Genomic DNA, 17,223 nt, shown 5'->3' on the forward strand with positions numbered 1-17,223 from the left:
ATAACTATAGGCATATATTGAAATTTCAATTTCTTTATTTTATTTCAATAGAGGGAGTTTAGGGGAATGATAAGAATTTGTATTTGTGATGATGAGCCATTACATAGCTCCAAATTAGAGAAGATCATTATGGATAGTCTGGTCTTGTATCAAAACATAGAGTTAGATATTGACATTTATGAATCCGGAAAATCATTATTGAAAGCCTTAAATGCTAGAAACGAAGAGTATCAAATATTATTCTTAGATATTGAAATGGGGATTCTAAATGGAATCGAGGTCGCTAGGGAAATTAGAAAAATAGACAAAAATATGATTATCATTTATGTTACCAGCTATGACAATTACACTATGGAAAGCTTTGAAGTTTCACCTTTTCGATACATACTAAAACCTATACAAGAAGAACAAATAAGTAAAGTATTACTTCACGCCATTGATGAGGTCAGAAGGAATAACCAGTACTTATTCTTCAAAACTCAAAATCTTAACTATCAAATTAAAAGTGACACGATTCTATCCATTTCCTCTGAGAAAGGTAGGATTATACATGTTGTAACCGTTAATGACGAATTTTCATTCTATGGCACAATAAAAGATATTGAAGAAATGCTTGATCCATTATCCTTTATAAAAGTAAATCAAGGCACCATTATAAATTTAAATTACATACATATTGTTTCAGGGACTGATATTATTCTCACCAATAAGGAAAGTTTTGCAATTAGTAGAGGGCAGAGGAAAATAGTTAAAGATGCCTATAACCATTTCATAAAAAGGAGGATTGGCTTTTGAGACATATTGAGGTTATTAGCATTGCAATTCTAGCTATTCTCTATACGCTTGTTCAGGTCACATCAATTTCAATTTATTTTAATGGATTTCTTAACCTCAGAATCTCAAAGTATAAATTCTATTCTTTAACCTTTCTTTCTATGGGAATCATAAAATTATTGTCTAATGACACAAACGCTATGGTCAGGTTGCTTTTATTTGTTGTTCTTTTAAGCATCTGTATATTGTACTCATTCTACGGATCAATGGCTCGAAAGATTTACCACATTATCTTTTTTACGCTGATAACTACGCTTGCAGACTTAGCCCTGTCAATTATTACATATAATTATGATCAAAAATTTGAAGGCCAGTTATTTATTATGCTTGTCGTATATTTTAGTGCAAACTTTTTATCGTTGTTAATTGTGATGTTGTCAGCAAAGCTGTTACTCTATTTTAGATCTGATAATGAGATCGGATTAAGTAATAAGGAATGTTTGTTATTAAGCATTGTTCCCTGTCTATCCTTATTGAGTATATATTGGATTTTCCAATATAAAGATATTAATCAATTCGTTCCCTGTATTTTTTTGTTAATTGTTAATGTATGCATCATGCTGATCTACAACAGTTTAGAAGGGAAAAATTTTCTAATACATAAGTACTCCATAATGGAGACACAAAATAAATATTACGAAGAGAGCTTAGAGAATCAAAGGGAAATGTCTAAGCTAAAACATGATCTGAAAAATATTTTATTAAATATAGCCTATGGATTGGAGAGGAAAAAAACAGACGAGGTAAAAGAGGAGCTACAGGAGTTATTGAAAACCAATGTATTCTCATATAGATTATTAACCGGATGTATACCCATCGATGCCATTCTTAATAGTAAGCTAGAACAAACCAAAAAGTATAATATAGAATGCACTTTAGACCTCCAAGTTCCTCATGACTTATTTATAGAGCATACCATTGATCTAGCAGCCATTTTAGGAAATCTTTTAGATAATGCTGTTGAAGCCGTACTTAGATTAACAGAAGAAATAAAAAAGGAAATTGAAATTAAAATAAAGTTTAGTGAAGGTAAATTATTCATAATCATTGTAAATTCATCGAATCATGTGAATGTGGACTTCTCCTATGGGCGATTAATCTCTGAAAAAGGGAAAAATAGGTACGGCATTGGAATCAGCAGTATCAATGAACGAGTCAAAAAGTTAAAAGGATACTCAGACTTTTCGTACGATGAGGGCTATTTTAATTCAATCGTAGTTTTACCAATTCCATAAGAACAAAAGGCAGCGATTTCCCATTCAAAACAATTGAATGGGAAATCGCCTTTTTGTTATGCAGATTACAACGAGTATTGTGCCGATTACAACGAGCAACAAAAAAACAGAAAATATTGGTTTATGATTTCAGCATAAGGAATGAAATGTGACGAATAGTTCCCACTAATAAAAATGAAAAGTGAAATAGGAGGATGGAAAAATTGTATTTCACGGATAGAGTAATGGATTTCCAACTTGATGATGAGAGTATCTTATTAATAAATACAATCTCTAGTGCATTTGACATTATTGATTCAGATACGTATGAACGGATTGAGGAAATGAAGAAGGGATATTCCAATTTTGATGATAAAGATGAGCTGATGCAAACTTTAATTAAGAGGGGCTACGTGTTTGAACAAAAAGAGAAAGAACAAGAATTCATAAGAAAGTATGCTGAGATACATCAAAAGTATATTGAGAAAAATCTGGTTCGCAGCTTTACCATTTGTCCCACGATGGGGTGCAATTTAAGATGTACCTATTGCTTTGAGGGGGACGAGAATCTAAGTAATAAAAAAGTAATGACTGAAGAACAACTAACTATAATTCTTAATTATATTGATACTTGCATTACTGCACAAACAGAGATTGACACGCCAAAAACATCGATTTCCTTGTTTGGAGGAGAGCCCTTGTTACCTCAAAACATGCCAATTGTACAAAAGACACTTGATTTTGCAAAAGCAAGGGACATCGAAGTGAGAATTGTAACGAATGGAACAACAATAAAATACTACAGTAAGCTTTTGAAAATGTATGATAATGTCATCATTCAGATCACCTTGGATGGTTCAAAGTCTATTCATGATGTCAGACGAATTGGAGTGAGTGGAAGAGGAACCTTTGATCTCATCGAATCAAGTATTGATTTACTGATTGAAATGAAAATAAAAACGCATTTACGAACAAATATAAATCAAGATAATATCGATTCTTTAAGCGATTTGGTCCAGTTTATCAAAGAAAAGAAATGGGTGGAATCAGGCTATGTATACCCTTATGTAGCACCAGTATTAGAATATTGTGACGGTTCGAACAACTCTATGAAAGAAAGTGAGTTATACTCCAGAGTTCTAGAAATCGAACCCACATTAGGATCTGAAGATTCAATTATTAAAATGGTTGTTTCTCCATGTGTGAATTACCTACAATCTTTCTTTGATTCAAATAATCAAATGAAACCTTGGAAGCTAAATTATTGTGAGGCTACTTCTGGTGGTAATTTAGTATTCTCTCCCGATGGAAATATTTCTACTTGTTTAATGTTAGCCGGTAAGGGGCATCATCAAATCGGATCCTATGACGGGGAAAGTGTAAAGCTTGATCCAAATCTTGAGGGAATGTGGAAAGATCGAACTATACTACGAATTCCACAATGCAAAGAATGCAAATACGGTCTGATTTGTGGTGGGGGTTGTCCTATAGCAGCCATAGACATAAACCAGGATATTGATTGTCCTGTATGCAGTGATATTGAAGCTACAATGAAAGCTTTTGTGAATACAAGAAAGCGTCAAATTCTACAAAAGGTGTGATGAGCATGGAGGGGCTGCTACAAGTAAAGCAATATGAAACTAGACAAGAGCTTGATGTAGACGGTAATAGCTTTTATATATTATCGTTTGATCAATCCAGCCATATCAAAGTATCACCTAGAGCAAAAGAAATCATTGATAAGTTAGATGGAACGAACAGTAATGAGGAGATTATTAATGATCTCAATGCAAAAGGTATTAGTATTACAGACAAGGAATTCGATTATTTTATTAAAAAATTTCTTGTTCCTAAAAATATGATGACAAATTCCTCTAACAAATCTGGTGAGAAAAAAAAAAGCTACCTTTGGTTACATCTTCCGATCATTGAGTCATCGAAGTTCCGTGGACTATATTCAATACTGAAATATCTACTCTATAGTCGTTGGGTTGTTATCCCATTGCTGATCATTGTAAGTATTTGTGGAGTATTTTCGGTGATGCATCTTTCAAAATATCCAACGGATATTTTTAATAACCTGAACACTATTCTTGTTATTTTTTTAGTGTATCTCTCCATGTTTATTCATGAGCTGGGGCATGCAACAGCAGCTTATAAGTACGATGTTAACGTTGGGAAAATAGGTATCGGAATTTATTTAACCTATTTTGTGTTCTTTATTGATATGACAAATACTTGGCGTTTAGATAAAAACAAAAGAATTATCAATGATGTCAGTGGGATGTACTTTCAAGTACTCACTACAATTCCAATATTCGTGTGTTATATGATATCGCATAATATTTCTTTACTTATCGGCATTGTTCTTATTCTAATGACGTCGGCGATGAACCTTATACCATTCTTAAGAATGGATGGATACTGGCTGTTGTCGGATTATCTAAATGTTCAAAATATTCAGGTCAAAGCGTTTAAGTCAATCAAAAAGATGACTGTAGAATTAATAAATGCAAAGAGAGCAAGAAAAATGGATGAACACTATTCAATCAGTAAGTCTGTATATGTGTATGGTATTTACAGTAGTGTATATGTACTTACTACATGTTTGATTATTCTGTCACTTCTGTACTCTGTTATGGCCTTAATTCAAAATCATGATTTGTTAATCAACAAATTTATATCCTTACAGCAAAATATAATACATGGAAATATATCTAATGTTTTAGTTGATCTAAATAACCTATTTATTCTATTTATACCGGTGATTTTTGTTGTTAGCCTGTTGGCATCCTTCTTAAAAAGACTTTACCTCACTTTGAAAATTAAAGGAGGCTTGAAGGCACAATGATTGAGTGTGTAAATGTTAAAAAAGATTTTAGCACTGATAAAAATGTGCAGCATGTTCTAAAGGGAATTGATTTAACCATTGAGCAAGGTGACTTCATCACCATAATGGGGAAATCGGGAAGTGGAAAAACGAGTTTTTTAAATTGTATTTCATTGTTAACAGATGTAACAGAGGGTCAGATCTTAGTGGATGGAAGATCCATTGATACCAAGAATAGAAAAGAGATCGAACAGATCAGGCAAGATTATATTGGACTTGTATTTCAAAACTCAAATCTAATCCCTTGTTTGTCACCCTTAGAAAATTTGATTATTGCTATTCATGAAAATTTATCGTATGCAAAGAAAAAGAGTCGTGCAATGGAAATGCTAGAAAGAGTGGGATTAACAAGCAAACATAATCATAAGACACCGACACTTTCTGGTGGGGAAATGCAAAGAGTCGCCATTGCGAGGGCCTTAATTAATAATCCCAAGATGATTCTATGTGATGAACCAACAGGAGCTTTAGACGCTGCCACCGGCAAGAGCATAATGGACTTCCTTCTAGAAGTAAGTTCTTCTTATAACAGCGCATTAGTGATAGTTACTCATGATCATTCCATTGGTAGTCTGGGTAAACGACAATATTTAATGAATGAGGGGTTGTTAAATGAAATATAGAGAATTATTTAAACTCTATAATCTTAAAAACCTAAACCAAAATAAATGGTCAATGTTTTTTATAGCCCTTTCAATCGTAATTACAATGACCGTTTCGCTTATTTTGCCTCAAATAAGAATGAGTAAGCAGGAATACATTAATCAGGCTATGCAAGAATCTAACCCTGCTGATCTTGTAGTCACACAATCTTTTCCTTCTAAGAGCTTTGATAAAGCTATAAGCGCATATGAGCAGGAAGGAATTCAAACCTCCTATGTTCATTCAGCCCCTGTCTATCTTAAAAACGAAAATAACCAAATGATGCTCTATCTTCTATCCGGTTACGAAAATTTATCCGAGGATGAGGTTGTAATCTCTGAAGGATTGGCAAACAAGCAGCATTTAAATGTAGGGGATACAATCCATCTAATAGGAATTAAGGAACAAGACAAAGCCTTAAGGATCACGAGAATAGAATATCTGCCTATTGATGTTGTGGATGATGCCCAGGTTTCTGGTTATATCAAGACTAACAATTTAGAATCCTCCTATCATTCTGACGCTGGATTAGTATTTATTTCCGGTAAATCCGGAGAGTTATTGAAACAAGAACTGCAATCCCTGGAGTCTGGTTATAAATACAAAACAATTGAAGATAGAAGAAATGAATTATTCTCAGACTTAGATAAACAGATTATGGCTTTGAATTTGATTAGTACAGTAGGGTACTTATTAGCAATCGCAGTGTTGATTAGTGGGATTACGATGTTGATTGTGAGAAGCCAAAAAGATATTGCTGCGTTAATGCTAATTCCTATCAAGATGAAGGACATTATTAAGGCAATGAAATTAGAGATCAGTATTTTGATCTTTACCCCATTAATCTTGTCCGTTATTTTCAGCATTCCACTCGCAAAAATGATTTTAGCTGCGGAAAATATTAGTGTTAATTACACAGCCGCTTATATGATAAATATTCTTAAATTTGTAGTCTTTAATATTTTTGTATTCCTTTTGTACAGAAACATTGCTCTAAAGTATATGGTCAATCTAGATCCTGTTCTTATTGTCAAAGGAGATCATGGTCTCCCTAAAAGGAATAGGCTAAGAAATTTTGGGATTATTCTATCTCTCCCAGTTGTCTTTTCCGTATATGCAGTTTTATTGGGTAGTGGTACATCCATGGCGAGTAACTTTATTTTATTAATTACGTTATGCGCTATTTTTATAGGGATATTACTGCTCATTGAGCTGATTACAAGACTTCCAGTATGGAAATATCATCGTAGTTCCTTATATACATTTAAAGAAATCAAAAAAAATAAGCTCGTTTTTGTAATAGGGATTTTAAATTTAACCATGATGCTTTGGTTTATTCTAATAGGCTTTGGGTTAGCAAATACCTTGAAGGAATCTGTTGATATGGGGTATCAACAATCCTTACCCTATAACTATTTAATGAAGACAAGTGATGAAGAGGCTCTAAATCAGGTGTTGGTTAACTCCGGTGATATAAAGACATTCACGATAATGCACTATATGGATGCAAAGATAGAAAATAATGAGGTCTCCAACAAACAAGTTCGTATCAATGAAATTGACCAAAAGAACTATACCTCAAAATTTAAAATTACCGAGGGGCAAGATGTCTTTGAAGGAAATCCAAGAGAAATACTCATCTCAAAAGCATATGCAGACGCCTATAAAATCAATATTGGAAATACCCTAGAAATTACGAACGAAGAGAAAACTGTGAATTATAGAGTAAAGGGAACCTACGATTCTGCTGGTATCAATAATAATTGGATGTTGAAAGCTTCCGAAAATCAATATAGCGATACAATTTATTTGGTAAGAGCAATAGATGATGGATTCCTTAATGAAGTGAAGGATAGCTATATTGCTAACATGAATGTAGTTGGAGATTATCTGTTATCTAAAATGGATTCATTCTTAACTAGTTTTAAATATATCTGTTTTCTTTTCATCGTGGCAGCAGTCATATTCAACGTAAATTTACTTAGCTTAATGAATGATCTCAATAGAAAAGAGTATGCAATCATCCGGTCTTTAGGCATAGGTAAGAAAATTCTTGTGAAGCAATATGTGATCAAAGCCATAATTAGCATAATATGTTCGCTTACGATGTCGTTGGTTCTATTTTCTGTAGTTATATCCGTTGCTGTTTCAGCTATTTCTAAAGGAAATGCAATTATTGATGGAAGTATGTATGTATTTATCATTGTTATATCTGTTTTGTTTGTACTTGTAGGAAATATATCTCTTTTCAGAGGAAAATATAATGATTTAGAAGTGATTAGAGAATGAAACTAATTATTCATATGACAAATGCGACAACTATTGTTACTTTTCTACAGTAACTAAATAAATATGAATGTTATATGTGAATTCATTTATGCCATCAATTGTTTCCGCTAATTCAAAATGAAAGGAGTGGAAGGTAAATGCATTCTTTAAACGCCACAGAATCCCTTTGGACTGATGAATCCGTAGAAAATTTGGAAACGAGAGAAGAGTATGGTTGTTTCTGCTTCTCCATTTGTTTCTCACTATGCTTCTGTTTCTGTTTCTAATTTAAACTAAATATTTCTAACTGGTTAGGTTTTCTTGGTAACAATAGTTGTGATATTCGTTCAAAGTAGTTAACCAGTTAGAAATATGAAGAAAGCAGTATGTTAGTACTTTTAAGCAGGAGCAAGGGGAGTAAACTTGAACCTGCTTAATTATTTTTTGGGGTGAAAAGTAAGGAGGGAGAAAGTTATGATTCCATTAGTTGTATTAGTTGTTGTATTTGCTTTATTGACTATAACGCTATCATGTTTATGGCTCTACAACGATTGTTTGTATCGAGGGATAAATCCTTGGATTTGGGTATTATTAATGATTGTGACCACTCCCATATTGGGATTCATTTTATATTCGCTTATCGGAAAAAGAGGAATATCAATTACGGGTAAGTCTATAAAGAATAAGTATATAGGATCTGCGGTTTTTATTACCATACTGTTGCTAATCTTTTCAAGTATCGGATTGGCATTTTATTCAGTGACATAAGTAGTACAGTTAGATTTAGCTGAGAGTGCTCTGTAGAGTTTCTACAGAGCTTTTTATTATTGTATAGTTCATTTCATTATTTTACCGGCTATGTTACTATATCTACGATCATAAAAGGAACAATTTAGAAGAGTAGGTGGGTTTCATGGGAATTGGTGCTGTCACTTTGATTGTAAAAAACATGGAAAAGATGGCCACATTCTATCGGGACATCATGAAAATTCCTATGGGCTGCGTGAAGCTGTTGTGGCTGACCCCGAAGGGAACTTGATTGAGATCGTAGCTATATACAATTACTCGAAAGGAAGAACTACTCTTGAGAACCCCTATAACTAACGTAAACTGGATAGAACACAAAGAAATCATGGATGACTTACTTATTCAAGAAGCCAACTTAACCATACATCTGATGGATGAGGGCTTTGAAGCAGAGGTTCTAAAGATCAGGTCTGATGAGGAGAGCTATGTCTTAAAAACGTGGAGTAAGAGCTCCAAACCAGATGTTCAGTTTCAATACCGTTTATTGGAGGTACTGTCCGAGCGAGGAATAGCCGTCTCCAAACCAGTGGGCTGGGGGATCAACCCGAACGGGGATAAGGTGTTGTTAACAAGCTTTGATGGAACGCCAATTCATAAAGTGAATAATAAGACAATGAAGGAGCTCGCGAGTATTTTAGCCAGAATTCATCAAATAGATATCGCTGAGCTTGAACATATACAACTACCTAAGTACGATTTCATCGATTACTTTTTTCCTGAAGCGAATGAGCACGCAGACCTTAATCTTGCACTTATTTCACTAGTGGAGCAAACTCCTATGAAACAAAATCGTATCATTCATGGAGATTTTCATTTAGGAAATATAGTAGAAGAACAACAGCGGTTTACCGTCATCGATTGGACGAACGGCCAGTTAGGAGATCCTAGATATGATTTTGCATGGTCACTTATTCTGCTGAAAATCCATATCTCCGAGCGTTACGCTGATATGTTCCGTTCTGCTTATCTATTGGAGAATTTTATGGAGCAGGATGAGCTTGAGGTCTTCGAAGCCTGGGCTTGTCTTAGATGGATCTTGCTGAATAGACGAGGCAGTACACCTAAAGGACCTAAGGTAACGAAGAGAGTAAGGAGCATACTAGGAAGTAATGGCTTTCTGAAAGATTTGGATTTCCAAGGGTTTAAATGAACTTCATCTTAAAAAGAATTACATTATAGACCGCAACCCTTTGCATGGAGGGCGGTCTATTTACGTTTGTTTGCTGCGAGCTCCCGGCACACTCAATTTTCATTGAATATTCAGTTTGGGTATTTATAATTCTTTTTATAAATCGGGAGATGTACTTGTATAGGACTTCGACTGTGAAAAGGAGGTTTTCCATGGTAAGGGCGATTCAAAAAGCATTGTATCTCATACTGGCATTCTTCATTGGACTGTTTATAGCTTCCTCCTTTTTTATCCGGGCGAAATATAATTATTTCGTATATGGGGACACACCTGTCTTGGAGAAGCAGCAACTCGGCCTTTTTATTCTAGGGATTGTAGTGGTTTTGGCGTTAAGCGTTATTTTGTATAAAATATGCCTGAAGCTTAATCAGTACAGTTGGAAAATCGTCGTTCCAGCTACATTGCTGTGTTCTTTTGCCATTCAAATCGCGATCATTTTTCTGTTTCCTCGCTTGCCGACGGATGATTCGCAGACGGTGCTTTCATTGGCACTTGATATGCTGTACAGGAATGATTATTCATCTTTTGACACGACGGGTTATTTGCATATGTTCCCGTTTAATTTCTCGATTGTTGTGTACTTAAAAACGCTGCTACAGTTATTTCCGGATAATTACTTGGTGATTAAAGTATTCAATATTCTTTTTACACTCTTAACCTCATTAATGATTTACATGCTGTATAAAGAGCTCAATGACAAGTCTAAGGATCATGATTATGGCATTCTTGTGTTTGCCGCTACCTATATCCCCTCTTTGTTTATGAGTAATTTAATATATAACGATGTGATCGCTACCGCCTTTCTGACAAGCGCCTTATATTTTGCTGTGAAATTTATAAAAAGAAAGTTCATAAAGGATATTGTCATCGCAGCCATCTTCCTGGCAGTCGGCAATTATTTCCGAAGCATCGGTGTTATATTTCTGATTGCTGTGGTAGTCAGTCTATTGTTCAGCATGCGTGCAATCGGGGTGAAAAAAGCGCTAAGCGCTTTGTTTATTACGGCTTTATTGTTTAATGTTCCAGGTTGGACGCAAAATGCTGTGCTGCAGGGGATGAATGTTGTAGATGAACCGATTAACGAAAATTCCGCACCAGTCTACATGTGGCTGAATATGGGGATCAATTTGGAGACGTTTGGGTTCTGGGACAATCGGGAGAGCTACGCAATCTATCAGCAAGATGCAAATTATAATAAGGCAGAAAGTACGGAGTTATTTAAAGAGGAAATCAGTACTAAACTCTCCGAGGCCAGCCTAAGCGACTTAGTGAAAATGTATTATAAAAAGCTCGTTTGGACCTGGACAGAAGGAACATACCAGATGGAACGATATGGGCTTGGGAATGACGGATCATCCAGCAACGGTGGAAGAATGGGTTTTGTCATGGACCGCTATAGCTACACTAATGCTGCTACGGATTTGTTTAAGGCGGACTCCAATTATAGAAGCGGAATGTTGTGGTTGCTGTATGTTCTGAATTTTCTGATGTATGTGAGTATATTCGTTCGCTTAATCGGTGGAATAAGAGTTAAAAGATTTGAAGAGACCTCTTTGATTCTTGTGGTGCTGGGCTTTATCGGATTCTATTTATTGTGGGAGATTAAGTCGCGATATATTTACCCCGTGTATCCGCTGCTGATCGTGTTGTCCTACATGGGCTTTAAAGATGTATACGATTATATGGTAAAAAGATATGTTCTCCGTTAACTATTTTCGCTCGGAAAGAAGGGGGTTCAAAGATGCGGACCAAGCGAGTTCTTGCTTTGCTTATAGCAGTGCTTAGTTGTTCCATAGTGCTCGTCTCCTGTGATGCCGTCACCGCGCAGAAGATATCAAGTACCGACTCCGGGTCAAAGGCGAACGGGGGACAGGGTTTTAATGGTGGTCGGGGTAAAAATGGAGGTAGCTTTCCGGGCATGAATGGCGGAACGAGAGGAAACGGTAGCCAGGGTAAGGATGACGGTAGCGGTGATGGAGGGGTTAGCGGACGAAGCGGGCGACAGTGAATAAATTTCATGAACTTGCCTCAAGCCTACGAAGATTAAGTATGATAGGATAAGATTATATATAAATTCCCCGCAGGGGTAAGAAAAGAGAAATGGGAGCATCATGAGAATCATTATATCGCCTGCCAAGAAGATGAAGATGGACACGGATTTCATGGATTGCCGGCAGATACCGCAATTCATAAGCGAGTCACAGACGCTTCTGGCCTTATTACAAAAGTTAAATTATGAAGAAGCAAAATCCCTATGGAAATGCAATGATGCCATCGCCACACTGAATGTGGAGCGGATTCGTGATATGGATGTAACACGGAATCTTACACCGGCTATCTTTTCCTATGAGGGTATCCAGTATCAATACATGGCACCTGGGGTACTTCAAATGGAGGAGCTGGAATATCTCCAGCAGCATTTACGGATATTGTCCGGGTTCTATGGCATCGTCCGGCCGTTTGACGGCGTTGTTCCGTACAGGCTGGAAATGCAGGCCAAGCTTAACGGACCTGGTTTTAGCTCTATCTACGAGTTCTGGAACAGAAAGCTGGCGGATCAGCTATTCTCGGAGAGTGACATCATTCTGAATCTGGCCTCCAAGGAATATAGCAAGTGCATCTCCCCGTATGTTGGTGGAAACGTTCGAATGATTAGCTGTGTATTCGGGCAGGAAATCGGCGGTAAGATCGTGGAGAGAGCGACCCTGGTCAAGATGGCCAGAGGTGAAATGGTACGCTTCATGGCTGAGCGGCAAATCACCAATGTAGAAGGGATTAAAGACTTCGACGGGTTTGATTTCAGCTTTGCTGAGGAGCTGTCGGATGAGAATACGTATGTGTTTATTCAAAAAAAGAATGAATAGAGTAAGTAGTATTACGGGTAATTCTGAAGGTGGTTGAACAACCAGTCTCAGGATTGCCTTTATTTTTTTGACGTTAACAGTGAATATGGCCATTGCCCCTTGCATCTGCATGCCAACGAGACCCGAGGTAGAGGCTACCTCATACCCGTGTCTGTGTTTTAATTCACTATTCTTTGCTTCAATTTTATAGCGTTTTGTTGTTTTCTCTTTGAAATACTCACTTTCTTGGAATTTTTTTTTGCTCGCTATGTTTCATTGATTCAATACATATCGAATAGGTTTTGGATTTCACATATTTGTCGTAGCATATTATCTTTAGGTATGACAATATCGTAAATGGCCATAAATGGACTGAGGCTAAGGGATTGTTGGTTTGAAATCATCCGGGTCACCACCCAGAATTAATACAATTATTATACAGCAAAACAGAACACCCTTCCTCGAAAAGATCGAGGAAGGGTGTTCTGTAATAGAGTTTACATAGCCCTTTAAAAGACGCCTGTATAATTTGAATTTAAAAAACATTAGAGGAGGCGTAGCGAAGGAGAAATTTGGAACTGTTGGAGCGATAGCGACCGCCTTTGTCTCCGGATTTCATCCGCGAACAGCGGTACAATTCAAGAAATTCTTACGACAACAGCGGCCGGAAGTCCAAATGTTCTCCGTAGTTACAACTGACTCCTTAGATGTAGGTCTCAAATTAGTGGGGACTTTTTCAGTGGCCTCTACAAATAGCCCTGAGCTTTTTTGGTGTTTATTCAATTAAGCTTCCATCTTCTGCGCCGTATAAAGGCGGTGATAAAGTCCCTTTTGTGCGATTAGCTCATCATGTGAGCCGCTTTCTGCGATGCCTTTGTTAGACACATACATAATGCGGTCGCAGTTTTTTACGGTGGACAGACGATGCGCGATAATGAACGAGGTACGTCCTTTAAGGAGCTCATTCAGACCTTTTTGCAGCAAACGCTCAGTCTTCGCATCGATGGAAGAAGTGGCTTCATCCAGTATGAGAATTCTAGGGTCAGCCAAAAGCGTTCTTGCGAACGAAATGAGCTGCCGCTGCCCCTGAGATAGCTTGGAGCCACGCTCGTTAACCTCTGTCAGATAGCCTTGATCGAATTCACGGATGAATTCGTCGGCGCAAACGGCTTTCGCTGCGGCGATGACTTCTTCCTCGGTGGCATCGAGATTACCGTAACGAATATTGTCCAGGATCGTACCGGAGAAGATGAAGCTGTCCTGTAGCATAATCCCCATTTGGCTGCGCAGGGACTTCAGCGTAACCTGCGAGATATCCTGATCGTCGATAAGAATCTTACCGCTTGAAATATTATAGAAGCGCGAGATCAGATTGACGACCGTAGTTTTGCCTGCACCTGTTGGTCCCACTAGAGCGATGCTTTCTCCTGCTTTGATGTTAAAGGAGATATTCTCCAGAATATTGAGTCCCGGGTCATAGGCAAAGGTCACATCGTCGAAAGTGACATGGCCCTCTACAGGTCGCAGTGTCTTCGCATCTGGAATATCACTGACGGTAACGGGTTCATCCAGCGTCTCGAAGATACGCTCAAGATAGGCAACGGCGTTGATAAAGTTATTGTACAGGTTCGAAAGATTCAGAATCGGCTGCCAGAAGCGGGCAGCGTAGCTGCTCATCGCCAGAATGACACCGAGGGTCATATCTTGAGGGCTTAGTGTTAGTAAGCCTACAAGGAAAATCAATGATGTCACGATCGTAGACAAGTTGTCCACGGAGAACGGAATAAGTAAGTTGTAACGTTGGGCCTTCATCCATTCTGTACGGAAATTACCCGCGAGACGTGTGAAGATTCCTTCGTTACGTTGTTCCCGTGAGAACATTTGCGTCACACCAATACCGCTGATACTTTCTTGCAAATAGGCGTTCAGGTTGGAGCTTTTATTGGATACTGCTTGCCAAGCCCGGCGTTGCCGAGTTTTGATCAGCATCATGATGCCAAAAAAGACTGGCAGTCCTGCGAGGATGACAAATGATAGACGTACGTCAACAGCGAACATGAAGGCTGCGATAAAGAGCAAATTCACAATTTCTAGAATAAAGTTGATAATACCGTTGGATAACACATCCGAAACGGCGTTAACGTAGTTTACGACCCGGATAAGAATCTTGCCCTGCGGACGGTCGTCATAATACTTGAATGGCAACTCTTGCAGGTGCTTAAATAAATCTGTACGGATGTCAAAAATAATATCCTGTCCAACACTCGTCATGATACGTGAACGAATCGTAGCCAGATAAACACTGACTACAATGGTCAGCAGCATCAGTCCAGCCCAGCCCAGTAGCGCAAGCTTCGCTTTTGCCGGAATGGTCACGTCGATCACATGCTGCATGATCAGCGGAGCTGATAGTGAAATGGCCGCTGAAAGTGCACTGAGTATAAATGCAACAATCATTGGCGTTTTCTTTCGTTTGATGTATATCATCGCACGCCGGAAGTGTTTTATATTAAACGGCGATTCCAGATTCTCATCGACGTCGAATTTATTCCTGGCCACTTGCGGTCACCTGCCTTCCAATACCCTCGTTCTGCAGTTTAAACACATCGTAGTAGTAGCCCCGTTTCGCTAGCAGTTCGGCGTGGGTGCCTTCCTCAACCAGCTTCCCGTCATCCAGAATGAGAATACGGTCAGCCTGCGCGGTCGTAGATACACGCTGCGCGATAATAATCTTCGTGCAAGGATAATCCAGCTCACGTAGACTTTTCTGAATATGCTCCTCCGTCTCAAGATCGACAGCAGAGGTCGTATCATCCAGAATGAGGATCGGACGGCGAACTGCCAAAGCACGTGCTAAAGCGATACGCTGTTTTTGACCTCCGGATAAGCCGACGCCTCTTTCGCCGACAACGGTATCATAACCTTCAGGCATTTTGGTAATGAAGTCGTGTGCGGCTGCGAGCTCAGCAAAGCTTATCGCATCTTTTTCCGGAAGATCAGGATCACCGTAGGCGATGTTTCCATCGATAGTATCAGAGAATAAGAGCACATCTTGGGTCGCCATACCGATATTATCGCGCAGCTCATCGAGCTCCAGCTTTCGGACATCAACACCGTCGACGAGTACACGTCCTTCGGCTACGTCATAGAAGCGAGGTATCAGGTTGATGATTGTTGTTTTGCCTGATCCGGTCGAGCCCATGATTGCTATGGTTTCACCAGGTTCAACGGTAAAGCTAACATCGTCAAGTACGATAGCGCTGTCATATTTGAAGCGAACATGATCGAACTCAATACGGCCTTCGTAACGGCGTTTGTTAGTAGACGTATGCTCGTTTACGATATTAGGCTTTGCGTAATAGATATCAATGATTTTGGACAAGCTCGCAAAAAAGCGCTGAATGTCGTTGATAATAATACCAATATTGCGCATAGGGTTCGATATCGCCCAGATCAGCGAAGAGAAAGCTGTAAATTCACCGAAGGTGATCCGGCCGTTCATCAGGAACAAACCGCCTGCCAGCATTAGAATGACGTTGAAGCCCTGAGCGAAGGATTCCAGAAAAGGAAAGTAATCCAGCCATACAAGGGCAGCCTTTTTGTTCGCTGTAGAATAATTGACATTCTTCTCCGTAAATTTTTGAACCTCGAACTCTTCGCGGGCAAAAGCCTTAACCACACGGTTGCCTGAAATATTCTCCTGAGTAGTCGTGTTAAGCTGGGACAACCGCTCACGCAGGTCAATATACATAGGACGGACGCGTTTAGCGAATATGTAAGCCACGATAAAAATAGGTGGCGACAGGATTAGCATCCACAGCGTGAGCTGAGCATCTATGGTGAAAAAATAGATAACAGCAGCAATGAAGATCGTTAGCGATTCAATGATCGTTTTAAAAATCCATGCCATCGAGTGCCGAACCATGTCCAGATCCCCGGTCATCTTGGTCATGAGATCGCCGGTTCGGTTACGGTCGTAATATTCTCTGTCCTGTCCCTGAATCTTGTTGTACAAAAAAATCCGGATGTTGTACATCATGTTTTGAGAGGACTGTTCGTACTGCATCGTTGTAAAATAAGCAAGTCCTGTGCGCAGTAGAGAAAATCCAATCATAGCCAAGCAGAGCATAATCAATAATTGCCGTTCTTGTGTAAGATTCTGCAGCGCATTGTCACCTGCTATAAACGTATCGACAATGCGCTGACTGATGTAAGGGTTTACAATCGTAAGACTTGAGCCCACTACCGAGAGGCAGAGTGCCAGAATGTACCGTGTCCGGTTGCCCTCTAAGTTCTGCCATAGCCATTTCAGTTCGAACATCTGATCACCTGTTTCTGATTGTTCTTGTTCTTTCACTCTTGCCTGAAAAGAGTGAATAAAACAAAGTGATTATAACATTATCAAATGACTAAGTATCGTTTACGGTAAAATTTCCTTGTTACATTATTGTTACAAAAAAATGAACTTATTAATGATGTGAATTTAACCTTGCGTAATGAGGGTTTGCCATTCGGGCTTGGGCGTTCTAATTATGA

At 38.4% G+C, this 17,223-nt stretch carries 12 protein-coding genes and 1 pseudogene; 10 read left to right on the forward strand and 3 right to left on the reverse strand.

The window, feature by feature from the left end:
• Positions 1 to 66 precede the first annotated feature (66 nt).
• The 10 genes from ACN6KS_RS03735 to yaaA all read left to right on the forward strand — a co-directional run bounded on the left by ACN6KS_RS03735 (position 67) and on the right by yaaA (position 12,708).
• Positions 67 to 795, forward strand: a complete 729-nt coding sequence (locus ACN6KS_RS03735) for a LytR/AlgR family response regulator transcription factor (RefSeq protein WP_341133735.1) — start codon at positions 67 to 69, stop codon at positions 793 to 795.
• A complete protein-coding gene (locus ACN6KS_RS03740; protein WP_094869980.1) occupies positions 792 to 2,069 on the forward strand; it encodes a GHKL domain-containing protein in 1,278 nt (425 codons plus the stop codon). Before ACN6KS_RS03735 ends, ACN6KS_RS03740 begins: the two co-directional genes overlap by 4 nt.
• 194 nt (positions 2,070 to 2,263) lie before the next feature.
• On the forward strand, positions 2,264 to 3,649 hold the full coding sequence (locus ACN6KS_RS03745) for a radical SAM/SPASM domain-containing protein (RefSeq protein WP_341133736.1): 1,386 nt from the start codon (positions 2,264 to 2,266) through the stop codon (positions 3,647 to 3,649).
• 5 nt (positions 3,650 to 3,654) lie between these two features.
• A complete protein-coding gene (locus tag ACN6KS_RS03750; protein ID WP_440961386.1) occupies positions 3,655 to 4,899 on the forward strand; it encodes a hypothetical protein in 1,245 nt (414 codons plus the stop codon).
• Positions 4,896 to 5,561 carry an ABC transporter ATP-binding protein gene (locus ACN6KS_RS03755; RefSeq protein ID WP_440961387.1) on the forward strand — a complete coding sequence of 222 codons (666 nt, stop codon included), beginning with the start codon at positions 4,896 to 4,898 and terminating at the stop codon, positions 5,559 to 5,561. The genes ACN6KS_RS03750 and ACN6KS_RS03755 overlap by 4 nt, the downstream gene beginning before the upstream one ends.
• Entirely contained in the window at positions 5,551 to 7,869 is a 2,319-nt protein-coding gene (locus ACN6KS_RS03760; protein ID WP_440961388.1) for a hypothetical protein, read from the forward strand. Before ACN6KS_RS03755 ends, ACN6KS_RS03760 begins: the two co-directional genes overlap by 11 nt.
• 1,063 nt (positions 7,870 to 8,932) lie before the next feature.
• Positions 8,933 to 9,805 carry an aminoglycoside phosphotransferase family protein gene (locus tag ACN6KS_RS03765; RefSeq protein ID WP_440961389.1) on the forward strand — a complete coding sequence of 291 codons (873 nt, stop codon included), beginning with the start codon at positions 8,933 to 8,935 and terminating at the stop codon, positions 9,803 to 9,805.
• A gap of 191 nt (positions 9,806 to 9,996) precedes the next feature.
• The gene (locus ACN6KS_RS03770; protein ID WP_440961390.1) at positions 9,997 to 11,553 is read left to right on the forward strand and encodes a glycosyltransferase family 39 protein; all 1,557 of its coding nucleotides are present in this window, start codon (positions 9,997 to 9,999) and stop codon (positions 11,551 to 11,553) included.
• A 32-nt stretch (positions 11,554 to 11,585) separates the two neighbouring features.
• Entirely contained in the window at positions 11,586 to 11,852 is a 267-nt protein-coding gene (locus ACN6KS_RS03775) for a hypothetical protein (protein ID WP_440961391.1), read from the forward strand.
• A 103-nt stretch (positions 11,853 to 11,955) separates the two neighbouring features.
• Positions 11,956 to 12,708 carry a peroxide stress protein YaaA gene (gene yaaA / locus ACN6KS_RS03780; RefSeq protein WP_440961392.1) on the forward strand — a complete coding sequence of 251 codons (753 nt, stop codon included), beginning with the start codon at positions 11,956 to 11,958 and terminating at the stop codon, positions 12,706 to 12,708.
• A gap of 48 nt (positions 12,709 to 12,756) precedes the next feature.
• Here yaaA and ACN6KS_RS03785 read toward each other — a convergent pair.
• From ACN6KS_RS03785 to ACN6KS_RS03795, 3 genes and pseudogenes are all read right to left on the reverse strand, one after another.
• Positions 12,757 to 13,015 (reverse strand): annotated as a pseudogene (locus ACN6KS_RS03785) (transposase); the annotation flags it as partial.
• A 455-nt stretch (positions 13,016 to 13,470) separates the two neighbouring features.
• Complete coding sequence (locus ACN6KS_RS03790; protein ID WP_440961393.1) at positions 13,471 to 15,246, reverse strand: ABC transporter ATP-binding protein; 1,776 nt, start codon at positions 15,244 to 15,246, stop codon at positions 13,471 to 13,473.
• On the reverse strand, positions 15,233 to 17,008 hold the full coding sequence (locus tag ACN6KS_RS03795) for an ABC transporter ATP-binding protein (protein ID WP_094869990.1): 1,776 nt from the start codon (positions 17,006 to 17,008) through the stop codon (positions 15,233 to 15,235). The genes ACN6KS_RS03790 and ACN6KS_RS03795 overlap by 14 nt, the downstream gene beginning before the upstream one ends.
• Positions 17,009 to 17,223: the final 215 nt, after the last annotated feature.

Origin of the sequence: Paenibacillus nitricinens (genome assembly GCF_052056485.1) — a bacterium.
Lineage (GTDB): Bacteria > Bacillota > Bacilli > Paenibacillales > Paenibacillaceae > Paenibacillus_AQ > Paenibacillus_AQ nitricinens.

Coding starts and splice junctions, on each gene's coding strand:
- ACN6KS_RS03735 (WP_341133735.1), top strand. CDS start 67: ATGATAAGAATTTGTATTTGTGATGATGAGCCATTACATAGCTCCAAA.
- ACN6KS_RS03745 (WP_341133736.1), top strand. CDS start 2,264: ATGGAAAAATTGTATTTCACGGATAGAGTAATGGATTTCCAACTTGAT.
- ACN6KS_RS03750 (WP_440961386.1), top strand. CDS start 3,655: ATGGAGGGGCTGCTACAAGTAAAGCAATATGAAACTAGACAAGAGCTT.
- ACN6KS_RS03755 (WP_440961387.1), top strand. CDS start 4,896: ATGATTGAGTGTGTAAATGTTAAAAAAGATTTTAGCACTGATAAAAAT.
- ACN6KS_RS03760 (WP_440961388.1), top strand. CDS start 5,551: ATGAAATATAGAGAATTATTTAAACTCTATAATCTTAAAAACCTAAAC.
- ACN6KS_RS03770 (WP_440961390.1), top strand. CDS start 9,997: ATGGTAAGGGCGATTCAAAAAGCATTGTATCTCATACTGGCATTCTTC.
- ACN6KS_RS03775 (WP_440961391.1), top strand. CDS start 11,586: ATGCGGACCAAGCGAGTTCTTGCTTTGCTTATAGCAGTGCTTAGTTGT.
- yaaA (WP_440961392.1), top strand. CDS start 11,956: ATGAGAATCATTATATCGCCTGCCAAGAAGATGAAGATGGACACGGAT.
- ACN6KS_RS03795 (WP_094869990.1), bottom strand. CDS start 17,008: ATGTTCGAACTGAAATGGCTATGGCAGAACTTAGAGGGCAACCGGACA.